The sequence below is a fragment of the Acinetobacter sp. CIP 101966 genome, from assembly GCF_000369725.1.
GTDB lineage: Bacteria > Pseudomonadota > Gammaproteobacteria > Pseudomonadales > Moraxellaceae > Acinetobacter > Acinetobacter lwoffii_Q.
In genome coordinates, this window is the sequence record NZ_KB850160.1 from 349,133 (window position 1) to 368,637 (window position 19,505).

Annotated in this window: 20 protein-coding genes; 12 read left to right on the top strand and 8 right to left on the bottom strand. The window is 42.8% G+C overall.

Features of this window, described 5'->3' with window-relative positions:
• The first annotated feature begins 28 nt into the window (after window positions 1-28).
• The 3 genes from ilvA to F891_RS07675 all read left to right on the top strand — a co-directional run bounded on the left by ilvA (window position 29) and on the right by F891_RS07675 (window position 3,726).
• The gene (gene ilvA / locus F891_RS07665) at window positions 29-1,567 is read left to right on the top strand and encodes a threonine ammonia-lyase, biosynthetic (RefSeq protein ID WP_004646781.1); all 1,539 of its coding nucleotides are present in this window, start codon (window positions 29-31) and stop codon (window positions 1,565-1,567) included.
• 165 nt (window positions 1,568-1,732) lie between these two features.
• Window positions 1,733-2,389 carry a potassium channel family protein gene (locus F891_RS07670; RefSeq protein ID WP_004646780.1) on the top strand — a complete coding sequence of 219 codons (657 nt, stop codon included), beginning with the start codon at window positions 1,733-1,735 and terminating at the stop codon, window positions 2,387-2,389.
• Window positions 2,386-3,726: a TrkH family potassium uptake protein gene (locus F891_RS07675; RefSeq protein WP_004646778.1), complete on the top strand. Its 1,341-nt coding sequence runs from the start codon at window positions 2,386-2,388 to the stop codon at window positions 3,724-3,726. The genes F891_RS07670 and F891_RS07675 overlap by 4 nt, the downstream gene beginning before the upstream one ends.
• Window positions 3,727-3,796: 70 nt before the next feature.
• Here F891_RS07675 and F891_RS07680 read toward each other — a convergent pair whose 3' ends face one another.
• The 3 genes from F891_RS07680 to F891_RS07690 all read right to left on the bottom strand — a co-directional run bounded on the left by F891_RS07680 (window position 3,797) and on the right by F891_RS07690 (window position 8,515).
• A complete protein-coding gene (locus F891_RS07680; RefSeq protein WP_004646777.1) occupies window positions 3,797-4,936 on the bottom strand; it encodes a phospholipase A in 1,140 nt (379 codons plus the stop codon).
• A gap of 21 nt (window positions 4,937-4,957) precedes the next feature.
• Window positions 4,958-7,897, bottom strand: coding sequence for an insulinase family protein (locus F891_RS07685; RefSeq protein WP_004646776.1), 2,940 nt, complete (start codon window positions 7,895-7,897; stop codon window positions 4,958-4,960).
• A 165-nt stretch (window positions 7,898-8,062) separates the two neighbouring features.
• Window positions 8,063-8,515, bottom strand: coding sequence for a GNAT family N-acetyltransferase (locus F891_RS07690; protein WP_004646775.1), 453 nt, complete (start codon window positions 8,513-8,515; stop codon window positions 8,063-8,065).
• Between the two features lie 276 nt (window positions 8,516-8,791).
• Between F891_RS07690 and F891_RS07695 the strand changes: the two genes are divergently transcribed.
• From F891_RS07695 to F891_RS07705, 3 genes are read left to right on the top strand one after another with little or no spacing between them, the layout of a single operon-like run.
• Window positions 8,792-9,796 (top strand): adenosine kinase, encoded by a 1,005-nt coding sequence (locus F891_RS07695; RefSeq protein WP_004646774.1) that lies wholly within the window; start codon window positions 8,792-8,794, stop codon window positions 9,794-9,796.
• 14 nt (window positions 9,797-9,810) lie between these two features.
• Window positions 9,811-10,119, top strand: a complete 309-nt coding sequence (locus tag F891_RS07700; RefSeq protein ID WP_004279797.1) for a Rieske (2Fe-2S) protein — start codon at window positions 9,811-9,813, stop codon at window positions 10,117-10,119.
• 19 nt (window positions 10,120-10,138) lie between these two features.
• A complete protein-coding gene (locus F891_RS07705; protein ID WP_004279798.1) occupies window positions 10,139-10,753 on the top strand; it encodes an OB-fold-containig protein in 615 nt (204 codons plus the stop codon).
• A 65-nt stretch (window positions 10,754-10,818) separates the two neighbouring features.
• Here F891_RS07705 and F891_RS07710 read toward each other — a convergent pair whose 3' ends face one another.
• Complete coding sequence (locus F891_RS07710) at window positions 10,819-11,490, bottom strand: YidB family protein (RefSeq protein ID WP_004646772.1); 672 nt, start codon at window positions 11,488-11,490, stop codon at window positions 10,819-10,821.
• Between the two features lie 105 nt (window positions 11,491-11,595).
• Window positions 11,596-12,066: a DUF6231 family protein gene (locus F891_RS07715; protein ID WP_004279801.1), complete on the bottom strand. Its 471-nt coding sequence runs from the start codon at window positions 12,064-12,066 to the stop codon at window positions 11,596-11,598.
• Window positions 12,067-12,100: 34 nt separating this feature from the next.
• Here F891_RS07715 and F891_RS07720 point away from each other — a divergent pair, with 34 nt between their 5' ends.
• The gene (locus tag F891_RS07720; RefSeq protein WP_004646770.1) at window positions 12,101-12,970 is read left to right on the top strand and encodes a DUF2797 domain-containing protein; all 870 of its coding nucleotides are present in this window, start codon (window positions 12,101-12,103) and stop codon (window positions 12,968-12,970) included.
• 61 nt (window positions 12,971-13,031) lie between these two features.
• Here F891_RS07720 and F891_RS07725 read toward each other — a convergent pair whose 3' ends face one another.
• From F891_RS07725 to F891_RS07735, 3 genes are all read right to left on the bottom strand, one after another.
• Window positions 13,032-14,897, bottom strand: coding sequence for a SurA N-terminal domain-containing protein (locus tag F891_RS07725; protein WP_004646769.1), 1,866 nt, complete (start codon window positions 14,895-14,897; stop codon window positions 13,032-13,034).
• A 130-nt stretch (window positions 14,898-15,027) separates the two neighbouring features.
• Window positions 15,028-15,300 carry an HU family DNA-binding protein gene (locus F891_RS07730; protein ID WP_004279807.1) on the bottom strand — a complete coding sequence of 91 codons (273 nt, stop codon included), beginning with the start codon at window positions 15,298-15,300 and terminating at the stop codon, window positions 15,028-15,030.
• A 162-nt stretch (window positions 15,301-15,462) separates the two neighbouring features.
• The gene (locus F891_RS07735; RefSeq protein WP_004646766.1) at window positions 15,463-15,936 is read right to left on the bottom strand and encodes a phasin family protein; all 474 of its coding nucleotides are present in this window, start codon (window positions 15,934-15,936) and stop codon (window positions 15,463-15,465) included.
• A 203-nt stretch (window positions 15,937-16,139) separates the two neighbouring features.
• Between F891_RS07735 and F891_RS07740 the strand changes: the two genes are divergently transcribed.
• From F891_RS07740 to iscA, 5 genes are all read left to right on the top strand, one after another.
• Window positions 16,140-16,790, top strand: a complete 651-nt coding sequence (locus F891_RS07740; protein WP_004646765.1) for a hypothetical protein — start codon at window positions 16,140-16,142, stop codon at window positions 16,788-16,790.
• Between the two features lie 112 nt (window positions 16,791-16,902).
• Entirely contained in the window at window positions 16,903-17,376 is a 474-nt protein-coding gene (locus F891_RS07745; RefSeq protein WP_004279811.1) for an Rrf2 family transcriptional regulator, read from the top strand.
• Window position 17,377: 1 nt separating this feature from the next.
• Window positions 17,378-18,595, top strand: a complete 1,218-nt coding sequence (locus F891_RS07750) for an IscS subfamily cysteine desulfurase (RefSeq protein ID WP_004279813.1) — start codon at window positions 17,378-17,380, stop codon at window positions 18,593-18,595.
• A 104-nt stretch (window positions 18,596-18,699) separates the two neighbouring features.
• Complete coding sequence (iscU, locus tag F891_RS07755; protein ID WP_004279815.1) at window positions 18,700-19,086, top strand: Fe-S cluster assembly scaffold IscU; 387 nt, start codon at window positions 18,700-18,702, stop codon at window positions 19,084-19,086.
• A gap of 34 nt (window positions 19,087-19,120) precedes the next feature.
• Window positions 19,121-19,441: an iron-sulfur cluster assembly protein IscA gene (gene iscA, locus F891_RS07760; RefSeq protein ID WP_004279817.1), complete on the top strand. Its 321-nt coding sequence runs from the start codon at window positions 19,121-19,123 to the stop codon at window positions 19,439-19,441.
• Window positions 19,442-19,505 lie beyond the last annotated feature (64 nt).

Sequence of the window (19,505 nt, forward strand, 5' to 3'; positions counted from 1 at the left end):
ATTTTAAACTGTTAGATGGAAAATTAACATGCTGTCTCGTTTGGTTCGACAAATTTTACAAGCAACGGTCTACGATGTTGCAATCGAAACTCCACTCGAAGCAGCGCCACGAATTAGCGAACGACTCAATAATAATATCCGCTTTAAACGTGAAGATTTACAACCGGTTTTTTCATTCAAGCTACGCGGTGCCTATAACCGTATTAGTCAATTACCGAAATCACAAATGGAACGTGGCGTTATTACTGCTTCAGCGGGTAACCATGCACAGGGCGTGGCACTCTCAGGGAAAAAGCTGGGTATTCGCGCGATTATTGTGATGCCTAAAACCACACCTGATATCAAGGTACAGGCGGTTAAGCGTCTTGGTGGCGAAGTGGTTTTGCATGGTGATTCATTTGATGTCGCCAACAAGTATGCGATTCAACGTGCCCAGGAAGATGGCATGACCTTCATTCCGCCTTATGATGATGAACTGGTGATTGCTGGCCAAGGTACGATTGCTAATGAAATCCTGCGTCAATGGCGCGATGTGGATTACGTGTTTGTCGCAGTTGGCGGTGGTGGCCTGATCGCAGGTGTTGCAGCGTATTTAGGTGATGTCGCACCCCACGTTAAAGTCATTCCAGTGGAATACGACGAATCTGCCTGTTTAAAAGCTGCTTTAGAAGCAAATGAACGTGTGATTCTCCCATCTGTGGGCTTGTTTGCTGATGGTACAGCGGTAGCCCAAATTGGTGAAAAACCATTTGATGTGATTCGTCTGCAAAAATCGGACAATTCTGGCCCAATCGTGGAACCGAATGTGGTGCTGGTGAATACGGATGAAGTCTGTGCAGCGATTAAAGACACTTATGACGAATGCCGTAGCATTGTAGAACCATCTGGTGCAATGGCTCTGGCAGGTATTAAAAAATACGTGGCTGAACATGGCATCGAAGGGAAGAACATGGTGTCGATTGTCTGCGGCGCCAACATGAACTTCGACCGTTTACGTTATATCGCTGAACGTACCGAACTGGGTGAACGCAAAGAAGCGATTTTTGCCGTGACCATTCCGGAACAGAAAGGTTCATTCCTGAGTTTCTGCCGTGCATTACAAGGCCGTAATATTACTGAATTTAACTACCGTGCCAGCGATGCTTCTGCTGCGCAAGTCTTTGTCGGCATCAGTCTGAAAAATGGCGAGAAAGAACGTCAGGAAATTTATGAAACCTTAAAGTTCCAGTATGACGTTGACGATCTGTCTGATGACGAAGTGGCCAAACTGCATATCCGTTACCTGATCGGTGGTCATGCCGATATTGAAAATGAGCGCCTGTTCCGCGTGGAATTCCCGGAGCGTCCTGGCGCTTTACTGATGTTCCTGGAACGTCTTGGCCCAACCCATAATATCACCCTGTTCCACTACCGGAACCACGGCGCTGCTGAAGGACGTGTTCTGGTGGGTCTTGAAGCAACCGATGCACAACAGAATCCGGATGGCTTGATCGAAACTCTCGAAACCATTACCTATCCATATCAGGAAATTACCAATAATCTGGGTTATCAACGTTTCTTGAAGTAATTCTTTCAAACATAAACCGCCTTTCGAGGCGGTTTTTTTATGTCCGGCTGAATGAAAATGTATGAAGTATTTATGTAAGGCCAGATAGCTGAAAACTATAAAAATCTTTAAGATACATACTTAGACATGAACTGATTTGAAATAAAAAGATTTAAGGAAATATGCATGGCATTATTTGCAGTCATTGGGCTGGGCAGCTTCGGTGCAACAGTGGCGACTCAACTGATCAGCCTGAAACATGATGTGATTGGAATCGATCTCGATAAAAAATATGTGGAAAATATTTCCGATCAGCTCACCCATGCGGTCATTGCCGATGCAACCGATGAGCATGTCCTGGATGAACTGGATATCCAGCGCTGTGAAGCGGTCGTAGTCGCAATTGGTGAAGATATTGAAGCCAGCATTCTGTGTGTACTGCATCTGAAAAATATGGGTGTAAAGAAAATTTGGGCCAAAGCCAAATCCAAAGCCCACCATATGATTTTGACCCATCTGAACGTCGAAAAAATTATTCACCCAGAAGAAGATATGGGCGTCCGTGTGGCACAATCACTCAGCTACCCGATGGTTAGCCGTTATATGTCACTTGAAGATGATCACTATATTGTCAAGATCGAGATTCATGCAGATCATCATGGTACACCGTTGAATCAGTTGATGAAGCATATACCTGAAATTACCACCTTATTACATAAACGCGGATCTACGCTGCAATACCACGTAGATGCCAATCAGATTCTTCAAGAAGGCGACATTTTACTGGTTGAAGGATTGCTGGAACCTTTGCGCCGTCTTGCTAAATATTTTAAACATTTATGAAAAGTTCTGATTTAAAGCAACACAGGACGATTAACCTCAGTCCTCCGAGCTTACTGGCTTTGGGTTTTCTCGGATTAATTCTGATCGGCTCACTGCTATTGATGCTGCCTATTGCACATCATGGAGAAATCAGCTGGCTGGAGGCGATTTTTACAGCAACTTCTGCTGTGACCATTACCGGGCTATCGGTGGTGAATGTCGGTGAAGCCTATACCGTATTTGGTCAAATCGTGATTATGTTTTTGTTGCAATGCGGCGGCTTGGGTTTTATGACCTTTGCCATTCTGGCAGTGATGAGTCTGGCACCGCAACTGGGGCTAAAACAACAAGTCATGGCACAGGAGTCCATTGGACAAACTAGTCTGAAAAAAGTCAGTTTTACCATTAAAGCCGTGTTTTTATATTCTCTATTCTTTGAAGCGATCGGCACGCTGATTCTGACCTTGTCCTGGCTTAAAGAATATCAATTCACTGATGCATTATTTTATGCAGCCTTTTATAGTGTCTCCGCTTTTAATAATGGTGGATTTTCACTATTTCCAAATAGCTTGATGAGTTTTTCAGGGCAATATCTGATTACCTTTACCATCAGTATGTTGTATATCATTGGCGGTATCGGTTTTCTGGTGCTGATGGACGTCAAAGAACATAAGCGCTGGCGTAAGTTGAGTACCAACAGCAAGCTAATCCTCTCAACGATTCTGGGTCTGAACCTAAGTGCTTTTATCGTACTTTGGCTACTAGAGGCTTCCAATCCACACACCTTGGGTCTCATGAGTTTGGGCGATCAGGCCGTGAATGCCTGGTTCCATGCCACCGTTCCCCGCTCTTCAGGTTTTAATAGCTTGCCAATGGAACAAATGAGCGATGCATCCAGTCTCGTTACCATGCTGCTCATGTTTATCGGGGGCGGCTCCTTAAGTACGGCGGGCGGCATTAAGGTCGGTACGTTTATTATTGTGGTCATCAGCGTAATCAGTTTTTTAAGACGCGAAGATGAGATCCGGCTGTTTAATCACTCTATTCCTGAAAAAACTACGTTTAAAGCATTGGCCGTCGTGTGTATTACTGCAGCATTGATCATGATGGGTTTTATGAGCTTATTAATCCTGGAACCTGAGCAGGATTTTCTGGATCTGTTGTTTGAAGCCGTGTCTGCGGCCTGTACCGTCGGTTTGTCCCGAGGGGTAACAGAGGAACTACAACCTGCCAGTTTGATTATTCTAATGCTGTTAATGTTCGCAGGGCGTCTAGGGCCACTGACGCTTGCTTATTTTATTGCGACTCCGAAAAAGAGTCGTCTCAAACATCCGCCTTCAGAAATCCAGATTGGCTAATCTATCTATAAAAAAACCATGCAGCGGCATGGTTTTTTATTTTCATTCCAAGATGTTTAAAGTTGGAATCCTAGAACCAGTTCATCAAGGAAACACCTAAACCGACATACGTGGCACGATGGTTATAATCAATCAGGCTTTCTCCGTAACCATCAAAAAGCTGGAATTGGCCACGCAAACGCCCACTGATCGGGAATGACCAGTCGAACTGTACCGCTCCACGGTTTTCATCTCCACCTTTTAAGGTATGTCGTAGCATCAATGAAAAATCATGCTCCTTATAACGATAAAATGCGGTCATGTCTCCACGGCCAATATAGTTCTTGATCTCTGGATTGTTATCGTCTTCTCGCTTCTCTTCAAAGCGATACCAAGGACGAACCATCAAGGCAAAATTGTCTTTTTCAAAACCAAGATTCAGCATCACCCGATTCCAGCTACGTGATAACGGATCAGAACGACCATTGGACTGATGATTGATGGTCAATCCCAACATACGCCAATTCAGACCCAAAAGATCATAATTGGTACGGAAAATCAAACTGGCTTCGGGTTCATAGTTGGTCTCACGAAACGGACGTGATTCTTCCGAGTTATACACCTGCCAACGCGAAGACTGAGTATAACCAAGCCAGAGATCGCCATTATCTCCCAAGATATTTTCAACCGCCTTGGTCTTTAAAGACAGTTGAAACTTAGCTTCAGTTGAGGTGAGATTCTGTTTCTCTGTCTCTATATTGTTGGGATTTTCACTCTCGGGTAATTCATTCTTGTTTGATGTCCAGAAACCTGGCATCAAATACACCGGCTGATAAGAACGAATGTTCCAGGTGCCTAATTTACTTTCCGGAGAGAGTTCCCAGCGGCTATCCAGCAAAGACAGATTCGGCGTCAGCTTTGATCCTTCAGAAGCGTAAATATTGGAAACAGTCTGACCAATTTTCGCTTTTAAATTGTCGGGTTCAGGCGCAATTTCTGCTGCTGCACGACGTTCAGAAACGATTGCAGGCTTATCAGTAACCGGAATTTTAAATAAAGTATCATAACAGGCCAGACGCTCTGCACTAATTTCCAGTGCAGCACAGGCTTCAGCCGTTGCCGGCGTGGGACTGTTGACTACTGTTTCTTCCGCATTCACTTGCGTCCCAACTGCACAGCCCAGCAACACGCTCAGCTGTAGAGTTGAGCGCTTAAACGAATTAAGCGCCATCCCTTATCCTCTTTTTTTTATTTATAGAACTTGTTGAATTACAAAACCAAGCTGCTCCAGCATTTCACGTTTTGCCACTGGTGCCACAACGGCTTTCGTCGCCTGCTGCTCGACCAGATAGGTCTGTGCAACACGCTGCAAATCATCCAGTGTGACATTCAATAAACGTTCACGTAATTTTTTACGGAACGCTGGCGTACGTTGATGCAAGTAGGAATAACATGCAGTAATGGCTTCGCCTGCCGGTGAGCCTGGTTTATCCATACTGGCAATCAGCCCCAGAATGGCTTCTTCCAGTTGATGCGGCTGTTGTGGTGCATTGAGTAACCACTGAATACTCGCATCAAAATCCTGGAAGGTTTCTGCCAGACGTGGGTCACGGTAGCTGTAGAAACGGAACGAACAGGCATTGCCGTCATAGCTCGCACCACCACCATAGGCACCGCCTTTTTCACGAATGGCGCTGTGCAGGAAGCCATTACGCAAATAACCCGCTAGTACCATCAAGGCAGCAGCATCAGGGTGTGAGACTTCAACTGCCGGATAAGCAGCCGCACAGAATTGGACATTGGCTTGAATCAACCAGGCTTCGTGCTGATCATGGGTTACTTTTTCGACTTGAGTCAATGCAACCGGTGCTGGATCAACAGCAAGTTTGTCCCAGACATTCTGAATTTCTTCGATCAGATGCTCAGACTGCGGCTCTTCACAGACTAACAGGAATTGCTTTGGTGCTTGCAACAAGACCCGATGAATCCGTTTTAATTCATCAATCAGCAGATCATATTCAGCCGGATCTTTTTCGATCTTAGACACCAGCTCGATCAGCCAGTTCAATGCACCCAAACCGGTATTGTGATAATCACGCAAAGCCAATGCACTATGCTGACGTGAAGCCGTTTGCATTGCATAGCTATGTCCAGAACCAGAAATACGTGACTGCCAGCGCGTTTTACGCTGTTGTAACAGTTCAACAATACGGTCTTTCTCATCAAAACGAAGCTGTTCAAAACCGATCTTTAACAGACGAATTGCATCCAGATGATTCACCAAAGATTTGGTGGTCAACGTCAACCAGGCAGTAATTTTGTTTTTGTCATCGACTTTAGAACGCAAAGATGCGCCCATGCCCAGACCGCCACTTACCGCTGTTTGCAGTTGCTGGAACTCAAGATAATCATACTCACCCGCACCAACTTCACCCATCAGGATCGACAGCAGGTTAAAGTAAGGCGACTGCACCACTTCATCCGGAATATTGACCAGAACCTGTTGATAATAAATCCCATTGGTGCCGGCATGATACAGGTTCAACGGCGTATCAACACGGTTACAGATAATCTCACGCAACTGGCCTTGAACAATTTGCAATTCCGCAGGGACATCTTCCAGACCGACTTTCGGCAATAAGTTCAAGTCATCCGGCGTGTCCTGACGAACATTCAATGCTTCAGTCTGGGCAATAATTTCAGCTTTTTGTTCTTCAGTCAGATTCTTTCCAATTTCGGCTAGACGCGCTTTTTCATCAGCCGCTTCTTTGGCAGATTTGGTCGCATCGGGAACCAGTGTCAGTTGGACACGATGTGGGTTATCCAGCAGATGCTCTTTGATCAGATTGGAAAGCCACATCGGATCTTGCAGCTCTTCCTTAACTGCGGCAATCGCAGAATCCACATCCCAAACTTCAACCGGATCACGGTGATGAATCGCGCTGCCCAGACCGCTCAGAATCAGGCTCAAACCATACGGCGTACCATCACCATTGATTTCACGCTGATGCAATTCAATTTGATGCAGGATCGCATCGACCATGTTCTGATCAACCGGTTTAGAGGCAACATCTTCTAGAACCTTAAACACACCATTTTTAAATTCTTCTGCATGTTCAGGATTTGAACCCTGCACCGCACAGTAGAAAGTCATTTCAAAATTAGAATCATCCACGCCCATGAATGGACCTGTTGCATCTGCATAACCACACGTTTCCAGATAATGACGCAGTGGTGATGCTGAATCTTCAAGCAGAATCCCTTCAACTAAACGCATGCCCAAACGCAGTTTAATGTCACTAGCTTCCGGCAATAACCATGACAGCACATGATAGGTCTTGTCCTGTAGATCTTCGGCATCGACCGCATAGCTGTCGGTAACCGTCAATGGTGCAGTCAAACGGGTTTCAGGTGTTGGATACAGCGTCTGACCTTTTTCAAATTTGGATAATGCCAGATGTTCAAACTGCTCTTGCAATTCAAATGCTGTTTTATTGCCAAAGGTCATGAAGACTGCATTACTTGGATGGTAATGTGACTTATAGAAATCTACTAACTCTTGGTAAGTCAGGTCAGGAATATCTTTAGGATCACCACCAGAATTATAATGATAGGTGGTATGCGGATATAAATGATGCGCCAGCGTGTGATACAGCTGGTCTGAAGGCGAACTCATCGCACCTTTCATTTCATTAAAAACTACGCCTTTATAGACAGGCTCGCCATTTTCCAGCTCAATGCGAATGCCTTCCTGGGCAAAATCCAATGGATTCAGGTTCGCAGCAAATGCTGCATCCATATACACTTCGAGCAGGTTCTGGAAATCTTTACTATTTTGGGTCGCAAATGGATACGCAGTCCAGTCAGCCGCAGTAAAGGCATTCATGAAAGTATTCAATGAACGGCGAATCATCAGGAAGAATGGATCACGCACCGGGAATTTTTCTGAACCACACAGCGCAGTATGTTCCAGAATATGGGCTTCGCCTTTAGAATCCATCGGCTGGGTACGAAACGCCACCAGAAAGACATTTTCGTCGTGATTGGTCGCCAGATGATAATGCGTGGCGCCAGTCACTTTATGTTTATATTCAGACACGAAAATGTCTAAAGCTTCAACATGTTGTTGACGTACCAACTGAAACGCAGGATGTACAGTTTGAGAAATGGTTTCAGTGACATCTACAGTCATGCGATCTCCTAATGCTTTAATTAAAATAACTAAGCGCATTATAGCTTTAGTTGTTTGAATTATTCACGTTGAAAACCGAGGATTTTGATCGAATTAAGTAAACTTGATCATTTGAAAATTAAATCATCAAATTTACTTCCTGCATCTAGATGAGTATTTACAAGCTTAAGAAATCAGATATTTAAAATAGTTATAGCTTGGATTATTTTCTACAAATACATAATTCTGCTTTTGATAAAAACTGGCGGCCAGTCGGGTATCTGTTTGTAAGCATAAAGCCGAATAATGCGGACGTGCCAATTGCTCTAGGTAAGCCAAAAGCTGTTTGCCTACGCCATGCTGACGATATTTCGGATGCACATAAAAACGGCGTACACGACCAATGCGGTCTTCAATGCCGTTATCTCCCCATTGCTGGTTTAAGCCACCACAGCCAACCAGTTTCTTGCCATCATGCGCCACCACCAAATATTCATTGGCGTGGCTAAAGCAGTTTTTCCCGGTGCGATATTCTTCTATTAACTTATCTACCAAATTATAGCCTTCTTTACGTGCCAGAGTTGCCAGTGTTTCGATCTGATCCGGGAGTTGTTCGGCTGTTACAATTTTAATATTCATATACGCACACTATTTGAAATTGTTGTGAAGAATCACTGTTGCCAAGCGACTTAAAGTATCATGCCAGGAGCGATATCTCTTTATAAATAAAATGTGATCCTTAAATCAATGCTGCAGCACACCAGTGCACAAAAATAAGTCAGTTTTTAGACCAAAGATAGCTGCTGAACAAAATACAGCATTTTTGAAAAATATTTGAAAATGATTCAGCAAACTACAGCAATCCCAAGCAATCGTGTAAACTTAGGACTTTCATTTTTAATGTGATATTTGAACATGGCAACTGTTGATCTTTTTGCGATTGGTAATGCGCTGATTGACCAAGAATTTAAAGTTTCTGATGACTTTTTAACTGCACATCACTTGCAAAAAGGCACCATGCAACTTGCAGATGGTGAGACTCAGGCCACTCTTTATCAAAATCTTCAAGCGACTCAAGTGTATAAGGGTCAGGCTTCAGGCGGTTCAGCAGCCAACACTACCGTGGCATTTTCTGCGCTCGGTGGTTCTGCATTTTATGGCTGTCGTGTCGGAAATGACGAACTGGGGCACATCTACCTGAAGGGTTTGAATGATGCAGGTATTAAGACCACCACCCAATCGATCAGTGAAGGCGTAACAGGGACATGTATGGTTCTGGTCAGCCCTGATTCTGAACGTACCATGCATACCTATCTGGGTATTACGGCCGAACTGACTGATCAACAAATTGATTTCAGCGCACTAAATAGCGCGAAATGGCTATATCTCGAAGGTTATTTATCAACTTCTGACACAGCACGTCATGCGGTACAACAAGCACGTGATATTGCCCGTGCCAATGGCGTTAAAATTGCCCTAACTTTATCTGATCCTGCCATGGTGCAATACGCGCGTGCCGGTTTGGATGAAATGATTGCAGATGGTGTAGACTTGCTGTTATGTAACCAGCAAGAAGCGCTGATGTATACAGAAACAGATAATCTTGAGGCAGCCCTGCTTAAATTAAAAACAATCAGTCAGCACGTTGTCATTACATTGTCAGCTGAAGGCGCACTGATTTCGGATTATCAAAATACATTTACTGTTCCTGGCCGTAAAGTGCCTGCAGTAGATGCCAACGGTGCCGGTGATGCTTTTGCCGGGGCTTTCCTGTACGGATTGAATGCTAATTTGGGTCTTCAAGCTGCGGCTGAACTGGCGATTCTCATTTCGAGCCAGGTGGTTTCACAATTTGGTCCACGCCTGGCAGTTGAAGACTATGCGGCATTATTACAAGACTTTCAAAAGGAATGTGCTTAATGTTTAAAATTTGCATGACCGAAGACGTTCCAGAACGCGAAGCACGCTCTTTTGAGCTTCCCGATGGAGATAATATCTTTATCACACAGCGTGACGGTGCCTTCTATGCCTATCAAAACCTGTGTCCGCATTTGCAGGTCGAACTGGAATTTCTGGAAAACCAGTTTCTGGATCGCGATCAGGAATTTATTGAATGCTCCACGCATGGCGCCTTGTTTCTGGTAGAAAGCGGTGAATGCATTTCTGGGCCTTGCCAAGGTCAAGCACTTGAAAAAGTAGAGATTACCGTGCATTCTGATGGTGGAATTTACCTCTCAGAATAAGACTAAAACGGACTTCACCATGCCTGCATTTTTTCTAGACTATAACCTGATGCCTTTTCATCTGAGTTTATTGGCGATTATTCTGTTCGGTGTGGTGAAAACCATTGGTTTCTATTTTGGACTCAGACCCAGCAAGTTTCTGCAAAAAATTTCACCTTATGACTTTCAGCAGATGGATCTACTAAACGTCAAATTCTCCAAAACCTTGATTGTGTTTTTCTTCCTGATGAATTTTAGTTTTGCCGGCTATGTTTTACAGTTCCTGATCTATTCTCAGGAATTTAAATTTCTGCCTGCTTATTACCTGATTATTCCGGCTTTAATCATTGCGACTTTTTTTACTATTTTTATGATTCACTGTCTGGATCAGGTCATTCCACCTAAATATAAAAAGAACAATGTCAATTTACTTGGCCGTTTGGCGACAATTTCCAGTGGCAATGCCCGACCCGGTTTTTCTGCTCAAGCGCGGGTGCGAGATGAGTATGGGCAACTGCATTATGTACAGGTAGAACCTGAGTTTGGTGAACTCGGTTTTCAGTCGCAGATTATCCTGATTCGCATGAGAAAATCTCATTATGTTGCCAAGAAAATTTGTAAATCTAATCAGCTGTTCAGCATGAATCTAGATTAAATTCTAAATCATTTGATAGTTATTAAAAAATCCCGACAGATATCGGGATTTTTTAATGTCTATATTTATTTTTTAAGAAGTCCTGAAACCATATTCAATACATTTTGAATATCATTATTGGCTTCCTGCTTGCTGGTTTGCTCACCTTGTGGAGTAAGCGAATCAATAATCTGCGGCAAGACCTGTGAAATCGCACTATACACATCCTGCTTCGGTGCATGGGTTTGTTGTGCAACTGCTTCAACTTCCTGATCATCAAACAGGTTTTGCACCTGCTGCGGATCGACATTGGCATTTTCACCGGGGCCGGTCGACACCCAATCATCGACCTGGCTATTGAGCCCCTGTCCTTTTAGCTTGTCTAATGCACCCTGTAAACCGCCCTGTTTTTGAATCCAGGCCAGCACTAAAGGCAGTACTGCAATCAATAAGGTTTTACCAGTAGAACCACCCAATCCTGAACGAGGCTGAGCAGTACCTTGAGTACCACTACCACCGAACTGACTTATTACTGAACCTAAAATTGCCCCCAGACCATTTTGTCGAGTCTGCTGGCCGGTTTGATTTTGCTGGTTTTGAGTATTTTGATTTTGCTGAGAATTTGACTGGTTTAAATGCCCTAGCACAGACCCCAGGATATCTGCCAAGCCACCTTGTTGTGAGGACTTTTGCTGCGACTGCCCACCACCCAATGCCTGCTTTGCTAATATTTCCACAATACTACTCAGGTTTGTCATGTCCTATATCCTATGTGCATCTTAATTACAGAATACGGCCTGCCCTCATATTGTCTAGGCAAGATTGTGTTAATATTTGCAATCTTGGTTAAGCAGGTTTTCGGTTTACCAGCGAAATTTATCCCAGTTTTCCGGATTAGCCCAAAATTTGGAGTTAAACCAGTCTGGCACGTGCTTATAGGTTAAAATATTAAACTGCCACAGCGCAAAATCGGCCTCATGTGTGGTCTTGTCAATCAGCTGGGTAAATCCTAAAGCTCTCAATAACTTTTCATTTTGCAGCCGGCTGATCACCACTAGCCGTTTGGCAAACAAATCACGTAATTTCACCAGAATTTGACTCATGATCTGTTCAGACAAATGTTCTGTTTCTGCAGTATCCAGCATCACCACAGCCAAGTCATAACGTTGCTGAAAAGGCAGATTTAAAAAGTCAGATACGCTAAAATAGGACCATTGAATAGCTGGCTGAAACTGGACTTGGCTCAAGTCCTGCCCAATACAAATAGCAGTATGAATTGGCTGTTCCTGTGCGAAATCGTCTAGCATTGAAGTAATGACATTCTGCTCAGCCATAACTGCATCCTTATGATTTAAGTGAGTAATTTTTATGGAACTTCAGGGCATTTGTCATAAAATGCACGTCGGCCTCAAGGACCTTAGTGTAACTGATCAACAGATACAGCGGGCAAATGTTGAATATAAATTAATTTTAGATCGTGCAGAAATTGATCTTCCGTTTAATTTAGGCCAAGAAATCGAGATTGAATGGACCGGTAATATTTACTGCGTGTCTTGTGGCAACAAAACTTCCAAATCATTTTCGCAAGGTCACTGTTTTAAATGTTTTAAAACCAATGCTTCATGTGATATGTGCATCATGAAGCCAGAGACGTGCCATTATCATTTGGGCACTTGCCGCGAAGATGAATTTGCACAGAATGTCTGCTTCCAACCACATATTGTCTATCTGGCCAATTCCAGTGCATTAAAGGTCGGCATTACCCGTACCAGCCAAATGCCGACTCGCTGGCTTGATCAGGGTGCCTCCCAAGCCCTGCCGATTATGAAAGTGGGCTCACGTCGTCTTTCCGGAAAGCTTGAGGTCATGTTTGGTACGCAGGTTGCTGATAAAACTGACTGGCGCAAGCTACTGAAAGGTGAAGCAGAACCATTGAACCTGATTGAAGTGCGTGAACAACTGCTGGAAGAATTTGCGCCTAAAATTCAAAGCATTCGCGAAGAATTTAATCAGAATCTAGAATTTAATGAAAATATTGAAGTATTGGAAGATGAATTCGCACGAGAGTTTATTTATCCGGTAGAACAATATCCGGAAAAGATTAAATCGCATAATCTGGATAAAACTCCTGTGATTCGTGGCAAATTACAAGGCATCAAGGGCCAGTATTTAATTCTGGATACTGGCGTGATTAATATGCGCAAATATACCGGTTATCAACTGATTATTCGTGCTTAAACCATTATTTGCCTAGAAAACAAAAAACCAGCCCGCAGGCTGGTTTTTTTATACAACAATTTTATTTGATTTTTGCCTGAGATTTCAGGTAACGCGTATAGTCATCAAATTCCTGCTGACCACGAAGTTGCTGATATAACTTCACCAACTCACTACGCTGTTCTGCACTTAATACATCCACCGGATTTTTCTTCACTTCTGATACCGCAACCACAACCAGTTCATTCGGCATTTTCGCTGTGGTCACTGACCAATGGCCTGCTTTTGGTGTCGGCAGACTAAAGGCCGCACGCTGTACATCACGTTTTAGTAAACCTTCAGCACGTGTGTAAACGCCAGCATCTTCAAAGATCAAATCACCTTTCGCCACTGCTGCAGCCGGTTTGGTTTTGAACTCATCCAAAGCTTTCTGAATTTTTGCTTTTGCCAAAGCAGCTGCCTTGTCTTCAATCAACTGAGCCTTAACACGGGGTTTTGCTTCTGCCAATGTTTGTTCGCCGGCTGCATGATAATTACGCACCTTTATCCAGGCTACATCACCATTGGCTAACTGAATGCTTGATGAAGCATTACGATCACCATTTTTAACATCGTCATTAAACAATTTGACTTTGAGGTTAGCATCGCTCAGCACAGGATCACGGGTCGAAAGTGTTACACCTTGGGCTTTCTGGACTTGTACACCTTTAACTTCCTGTGTAACGACATCCAGAGAATCACTTCCTACCACCATATCATTTAGCGTATTGACCGTATCAGAGAATGCATTGGATTTTTTAGCAGCCAAGGCTTCTTCAGACAAACGTGCTTTTTGTGATTCAAAAGAAGGAACTGCAACATCTGGCGTTTGCACAGAAATGATGTGGTAACCATAATCTGTTTTCACTGGTGCAGACACCTGACCCGATTTTAAAGAACTAACCGTCTGATCAAATGCAGTACCAAATACACCTTCTTCATAAACGGCAAGCGCGCCACCTTTAGACTTAGATTCAGGGTCTTCAGAATATTGTGCTGCTGCCTGAGCAAAAGTAGTACCGGCTTTAATTTTGGCTGCAATATCGGTCGCCAGTTTTTTTGCTTCAGCATCACTACGACTGTCCGCCGTAATTAAAATATGCTTCACATCTGGTTTAACTGTCTGTTTTTGTGTTGCAACAAAGGCGGTATAGGCTTCCTGAAGCTCAGCCTCTGTAACCGCTAAACTCTCCACCTGAATATCGCTTGGCTTTAACACCACATAGTCGACATCTACACTGGTCGGCTGTTTAAATAGCGTTTTGTGTTTTTCATAATAAGCAGCAATATCTGCATCCGTCACTTTGACATCTTTTTTATAGCTGTCCAGATTAATGCTGGAAATATGAATATGACGTTGTTCAGTTTGTAAATCGGCAATCTGCTGCATTTCGACTGGGCTTACCAGTGGATAATCCAGGAAAGTCGATGACAGCATCTTCAGCGCATGATCTTTACGTAAACTTTCAATCAAAGCGCGATTGGTCATGCCAATTGATTTTAGATAATTTTCATATAAAGCATTCGAGAACTTGCCATCTTGCTGGAAAGTAGGCTGCTGAGCAATCATCTGTTCAATTTGCTGGTCACTCAGACTGATCCCTAATTCTTCAGCCTGTTGCAGCAATAAAGTACGTGCAACCAGAGTATCCATGGCTTTCTGGTCAATGAAGCTTTGATTCAGTAAAGTTTCATCCCCATTGGCATAACTGAGATATTGTTCTTTAAATGATTTGGTCAGTGACTCTAATTCTTTTTGAGATATTTCAGTCCCGTTCACTGATTTTGCCGCATCAGAGTTTCCGCTGCTAAAATATCCTTCAATACCTACAAGTGCTAACGGGGTCAAAAACAGAACGAGCAAGACTTTGCCCAACCAACCCTTAATAACTTTACGAAAAGCTTCCATAAGTATTCCAATATTTTATTTGCAAAGGATTTTAACCGAAAATACCCATTGAATGAATGTGTTAATCATCACAATTAAATTTATCAATAAAAAACGCGCCAAAGAAGGCGCGTTTCGTCGCTGGGTAAGCTTAAGCTACAGCGTCTTTTAAGCCTTTACCTGCTTTGAAGCTAGGTACTTTGCTTGCTTTGATCTCAAGAGTAGCACCAGTTTGTGGGTTACGGCCAGTACGTGCAGCGCGTTCTTTCACACCGAAAGTACCAAAACCCACTAAAGTTACTGTATCACCCGATTTTAAAGCTTCAGTAACAGAAGCAATTGTAGCATCTAAAGCTTTACCTGCGTCAGCCTTAGATAATCCCCCTTTTTCTGCAATTGCATCAATTAATTCTGATTTATTCATGAAGATTACGTCCTCTTAATATCGTTTATTTAAGGTTCAAGAATTGGTTTAACATGCCATAACGCCTTTATAGCAATGCTTTAGGTATAAACGCAATACTTAAGAACCTCTTTTTTTTCAAAAAATATGCGAAAAAAACATTGAATAATAAATAAAGTCATTTTATTTAAGTTTTTTCGGCAATTCTTCTTTCATTTTTTCTTGTTCCGCAGTCAACTGATCAACCTTGGCATGCAACTGGAGAATTAAACGTTCCAAATACTGTACATCCTTCAGTGTGACTAATCCTATACGATTCAATGAGTGATGAACAGAGTTGTCGATTAATTTTTCCACTTTGTCTTTGGTGTCTGTGACCGACTCTTTGGCTTTTTCTGAAACCTTCTCTACAGTTTGATCGGCAATATCTGCAGTTTTAGATTCAAGTTCTTCCCCGACCTTGACCAGCGAGTCAAACAGTTTATTGCCTTCCTCTTCTGCACGTGAAAATGCCCCAAGTCCAGCCAACCAGATCTGTTTGGTGTATTTACGAAAATCAAGAACCGATTTGCGCTCCGAGGCAGATTTAGACTTGGGTTTCAGCATTTTCTCATTCGAAGCTTCAGCTGAGTCTTGTGCTGTTTTTGACTTGTCCATGTGCACGGCTCCTGTTTGTTTTCTGCGCAATTATTATAAATTATTCTACAAAACCACTGCATAATAGCAAATTTAGTACTTGATAGATTTGATAAACTGTTCTACAAAGCAATTTATTTCAAGTCTAATTTGATTTAACCCTGAAATCTCTTCACAAGCAGGAAGCTTTTTCACTTTATATTTCAGGTAAGGATTGGTTGTATATGAGCGAATCGCAACAAAGTCAAAATCAACCGCATTTGTTGCTTACGATGACGTTAATTGTTTTAGAGACAATATTTACTTTCATTCTCAAGCATGATCGTGTCGTTGCATTACAGGCCAAAAAGTTTGTAGATAAAAACATCTCGATTAAAATCAATAGCTATATTCCATATTTCGACTTTTATGTGCAATTCACCCCCAATGGACTATTATTTGACCACAAAGCACCGGGCCGCATTGTCGACCTGGATGTGCGCACTACACTTCCCGATCTGATTAAAATTTTCATTTTTGGCAATCGTCGTAGCATTCGCAGCATGCGCATTGATGGCAATCAGGTTTTAAAAGATGAGTTTCGTGATCTGTTAACCGTATTCAGCTTGCCAAAAGTACTAGCCGACTGGAAACACTGGCTGTCTGATGCGCCGACGGATGAAGCGGAAATTATTGCTTCTAAAAAGCGTATTGCACCGCTTTTAAAGAAAATTGAAGAACAGCGCTCCAAGATCAATACCCTGCAAGTGGAAGTCAAACAGTATAAAAACCGCCTGAAACGGATCGAACGCCGTCAAAAGCGTATTAATATCATTTTTGGCCTGAGCAGCGTACTTTTGATTATGTTATTAGTGTATAATTGGCTGAGCATGTAAATCTTTCATTCTCCAAAAATTAAATCCCACTAAGGTCTACTAAAAATAACTTGACTAATTTAGTCGGGATTCATAAAATCTACACATCTAGTCTAACCATGTGTATCGAATCATGCGCCTAACCACTCGCGGTCGCTACGCTGTGACTGCTCTACTTGATCTAGCTTTGCAGCCTTCTGAAAAAACGATAACGCTCGCTGAAATTGCAGCACGTCAAACTATTTCTGTTGCTTATCTTGAGCAGTTATTTGCGAAGCTCAAGCGTCATGGTTTAGTTTCTAGTGTTCGTGGCGCAAATGGTGGTTACCATTTAGCACGTAATGCAGATGAAATTACTGTGTTAGCAATTATTGAAGCTGTAAACGAAACAGTTGATGCGACTCGCTGTGACCATAAAGGCAATTGCCAGAATGGCGCGATGTGCTTGACTCATGATTTATGGCAGGAACTCTCCCATCACATCGCCGATTATTTAGAAAAAATCTCGCTTGCTGATCTGGTTGCACGTGACAACGTCCAGACTGTGTCATTACGCCAAAAATCAGCACCTTTAGATTCAGCCCTTTTATCGGTTACAGGTATTTGACATGAAACGTCCGATTTATCTTGATTATGCAGCTACAACTCCTGTAGATCCTCAGGTTGCTGAACGTATGATGGAATGCTTAACATTCGATGGTACCTTTGGTAATGCGGCATCTCGTTCACACGCGTATGGTTGGCAAGCAGAAGAAAAAGTTGAATATGCACGTGAACAAGTTGCGAATTTAATTAAAGCTGATCCACGTGAAATCGTATGGACTTCAGGTGCAACCGAGTCAGACAACCTTGCGCTTAAAGGTGTGGCTCATTTCTATGCATCTAAAGGTAAACATATCGTTACCTCTAAAATCGAACATAAGGCAGTTTTAGATACCTGTCGTGAGCTTGAGTCTGAAGGTTTTGAAATTACCTATATTGAGCCTCAACCTCAAACCGGTTTAATTACGCCTGAAATGGTACAGGCAGCGATCCGTCCAGACACAATTCTTGTTTCCCTGATGATGGTAAACAATGAAATCGGTACTGTGACTGATGTTGCAGCGATTGGTGAAATCACTCGCGCCAACAAGATTTTCTTCCATGTCGATGCAGCTCAGGCAGCGGGTAAAGTTGAAATTGATCTTTCAACTTTAAAAGTAGATTTGATGAGCTTCTCTGCGCATAAGATCTATGGCCCTAAAGGTATTGGCGCACTGTTTGTACGTCGTAGCCCGCGTGTACGCCTTAAAGCTGAAATGCATGGTGGCGGCCATGAACGTGGTATGCGTTCAGGTACCCTTGCGACTCACCAGATTGTAGGTATGGGTGAAGCGTTTGAACTTGCAGGCAAAAACTTGGAAGCTGAACAGACTCGTTTACGTGTACTTCGCGACAAGCTGTGGAATGGTTTACAAGGTCTTGAACAAGTGTTCCTGAACGGCCATCCAACACAAAACGTAGCGAACTACCTGAATATTAGCTTCAACTTCGTTGAAGGCGAATCATTGATGATGGCATTGAAAGATGCTGCGGTATCTTCAGGTTCGGCATGTACATCTGCAACACTTGAACCATCTTATGTACTTCGTGCATTGGGTCTTTCAGACGAACTTGCACACAGTTCGATCCGCTTCAGCTTCGGTAAATACACCACTGAAGAAGATATCGATCACGTATTGACTATCACTAAAGCTGCTGTTGAGAAGTTACGTGAACTTTCTCCGCTTTGGGATATGTATAAGGAAGGTATTGACCTTTCTAAAGTTGAGTGGGCTGAGCACTAATTTTCATTCTGAGATAGTGACAAATCCGTTGCTATCTCATTGAGAAAAGTTTTTTTACCCCCATATTTAATACTGAGGCTGACCCCGAGGTTTGGAGAAGCAACATGGCTTATAGCGAAAAAGTAATTGATCATTACGAAAACCCTCGTAATGTTGGCGTTTTAGATAAAAATGCTGAAAACGTTGGTACTGGTATGGTTGGTGCGCCAGCATGTGGTGACGTGATGCGTTTACAGATTCAGGTAAACGATGAAGGCGTGATTGAAGAAGCACGTTTCAAAACTTATGGTTGTGGTTCTGCCATTGCATCAAGTTCACTTGTGACCGAATGGCTCAAAGGTAAAACTTTGGATCAAGCTCAAGCGATCAAGAACATTGATATTGCAACTGAACTTGCACTTCCACCAGTAAAAGTACACTGCTCTGTTCTTGCTGAAGATGCAATCAAAGCAGCTGTAGAAGACTACCGTAGCAAGAAAGTTAAAGCTTAATTGTTCCACGTTTTGAAATTTTAACGGAGTTTTCATGATCCATTTAACTGAAAATGCTGCAACTCATATCAGCAATTATTTAAAAAATCGCGGTAAGGGTGAAGGCATTCGCGTTGGTGTGAAAACTTCAGGCTGTTCTGGTCTGGCCTATGTGCTCGAGTTCGTCGATGAAGTCGATACACATGACCAAGCCTTTGAGCAGTTTGGGGTTAAAGTATTCGTTGACCCGAAAAGCCTGGTTTATCTTGAAGGTATGGAGATGGACTATGTTAAAAACGGCTTGAACGAAGGCTTCGAATTTAACAACCCCAACAAAAAAGGCGAATGCGGTTGTGGTGAATCCTTCACTGTATAAACCCGGCAGTTATTCTCTTTTTGACATTAAAACAGTGTGTTTCACACTGTTTTAATTGCATTTA

Bases quoted from the DNA above. Each gene is read 5' to 3' on its own strand.
- ilvA (WP_004646781.1), top strand. From the start codon at position 29: ATGCTGTCTCGTTTGGTTCGACAAATTTTACAAGCAACGGTCTACGAT.
- F891_RS07670 (WP_004646780.1), top strand. From the start codon at position 1,733: ATGGCATTATTTGCAGTCATTGGGCTGGGCAGCTTCGGTGCAACAGTG.
- F891_RS07675 (WP_004646778.1), top strand. From the start codon at position 2,386: ATGAAAAGTTCTGATTTAAAGCAACACAGGACGATTAACCTCAGTCCT.
- F891_RS07680 (WP_004646777.1), bottom strand. From the start codon at position 4,936: ATGGCGCTTAATTCGTTTAAGCGCTCAACTCTACAGCTGAGCGTGTTG.
- F891_RS07685 (WP_004646776.1), bottom strand. From the start codon at position 7,897: ATGACTGTAGATGTCACTGAAACCATTTCTCAAACTGTACATCCTGCG.
- F891_RS07690 (WP_004646775.1), bottom strand. From the start codon at position 8,515: ATGAATATTAAAATTGTAACAGCCGAACAACTCCCGGATCAGATCGAA.
- F891_RS07695 (WP_004646774.1), top strand. From the start codon at position 8,792: ATGGCAACTGTTGATCTTTTTGCGATTGGTAATGCGCTGATTGACCAA.
- F891_RS07700 (WP_004279797.1), top strand. From the start codon at position 9,811: ATGACCGAAGACGTTCCAGAACGCGAAGCACGCTCTTTTGAGCTTCCC.
- F891_RS07705 (WP_004279798.1), top strand. From the start codon at position 10,139: ATGCCTGCATTTTTTCTAGACTATAACCTGATGCCTTTTCATCTGAGT.
- F891_RS07710 (WP_004646772.1), bottom strand. From the start codon at position 11,490: ATGACAAACCTGAGTAGTATTGTGGAAATATTAGCAAAGCAGGCATTG.
- F891_RS07715 (WP_004279801.1), bottom strand. From the start codon at position 12,066: ATGGCTGAGCAGAATGTCATTACTTCAATGCTAGACGATTTCGCACAG.
- F891_RS07720 (WP_004646770.1), top strand. From the start codon at position 12,101: ATGGAACTTCAGGGCATTTGTCATAAAATGCACGTCGGCCTCAAGGAC.
- F891_RS07725 (WP_004646769.1), bottom strand. From the start codon at position 14,897: ATGGAAGCTTTTCGTAAAGTTATTAAGGGTTGGTTGGGCAAAGTCTTG.
- F891_RS07730 (WP_004279807.1), bottom strand. From the start codon at position 15,300: ATGAATAAATCAGAATTAATTGATGCAATTGCAGAAAAAGGGGGATTA.
- F891_RS07735 (WP_004646766.1), bottom strand. From the start codon at position 15,936: ATGGACAAGTCAAAAACAGCACAAGACTCAGCTGAAGCTTCGAATGAG.
- F891_RS07740 (WP_004646765.1), top strand. From the start codon at position 16,140: ATGAGCGAATCGCAACAAAGTCAAAATCAACCGCATTTGTTGCTTACG.
- F891_RS07745 (WP_004279811.1), top strand. From the start codon at position 16,903: ATGCGCCTAACCACTCGCGGTCGCTACGCTGTGACTGCTCTACTTGAT.
- F891_RS07750 (WP_004279813.1), top strand. From the start codon at position 17,378: ATGAAACGTCCGATTTATCTTGATTATGCAGCTACAACTCCTGTAGAT.
- iscU (WP_004279815.1), top strand. From the start codon at position 18,700: ATGGCTTATAGCGAAAAAGTAATTGATCATTACGAAAACCCTCGTAAT.
- iscA (WP_004279817.1), top strand. From the start codon at position 19,121: ATGATCCATTTAACTGAAAATGCTGCAACTCATATCAGCAATTATTTA.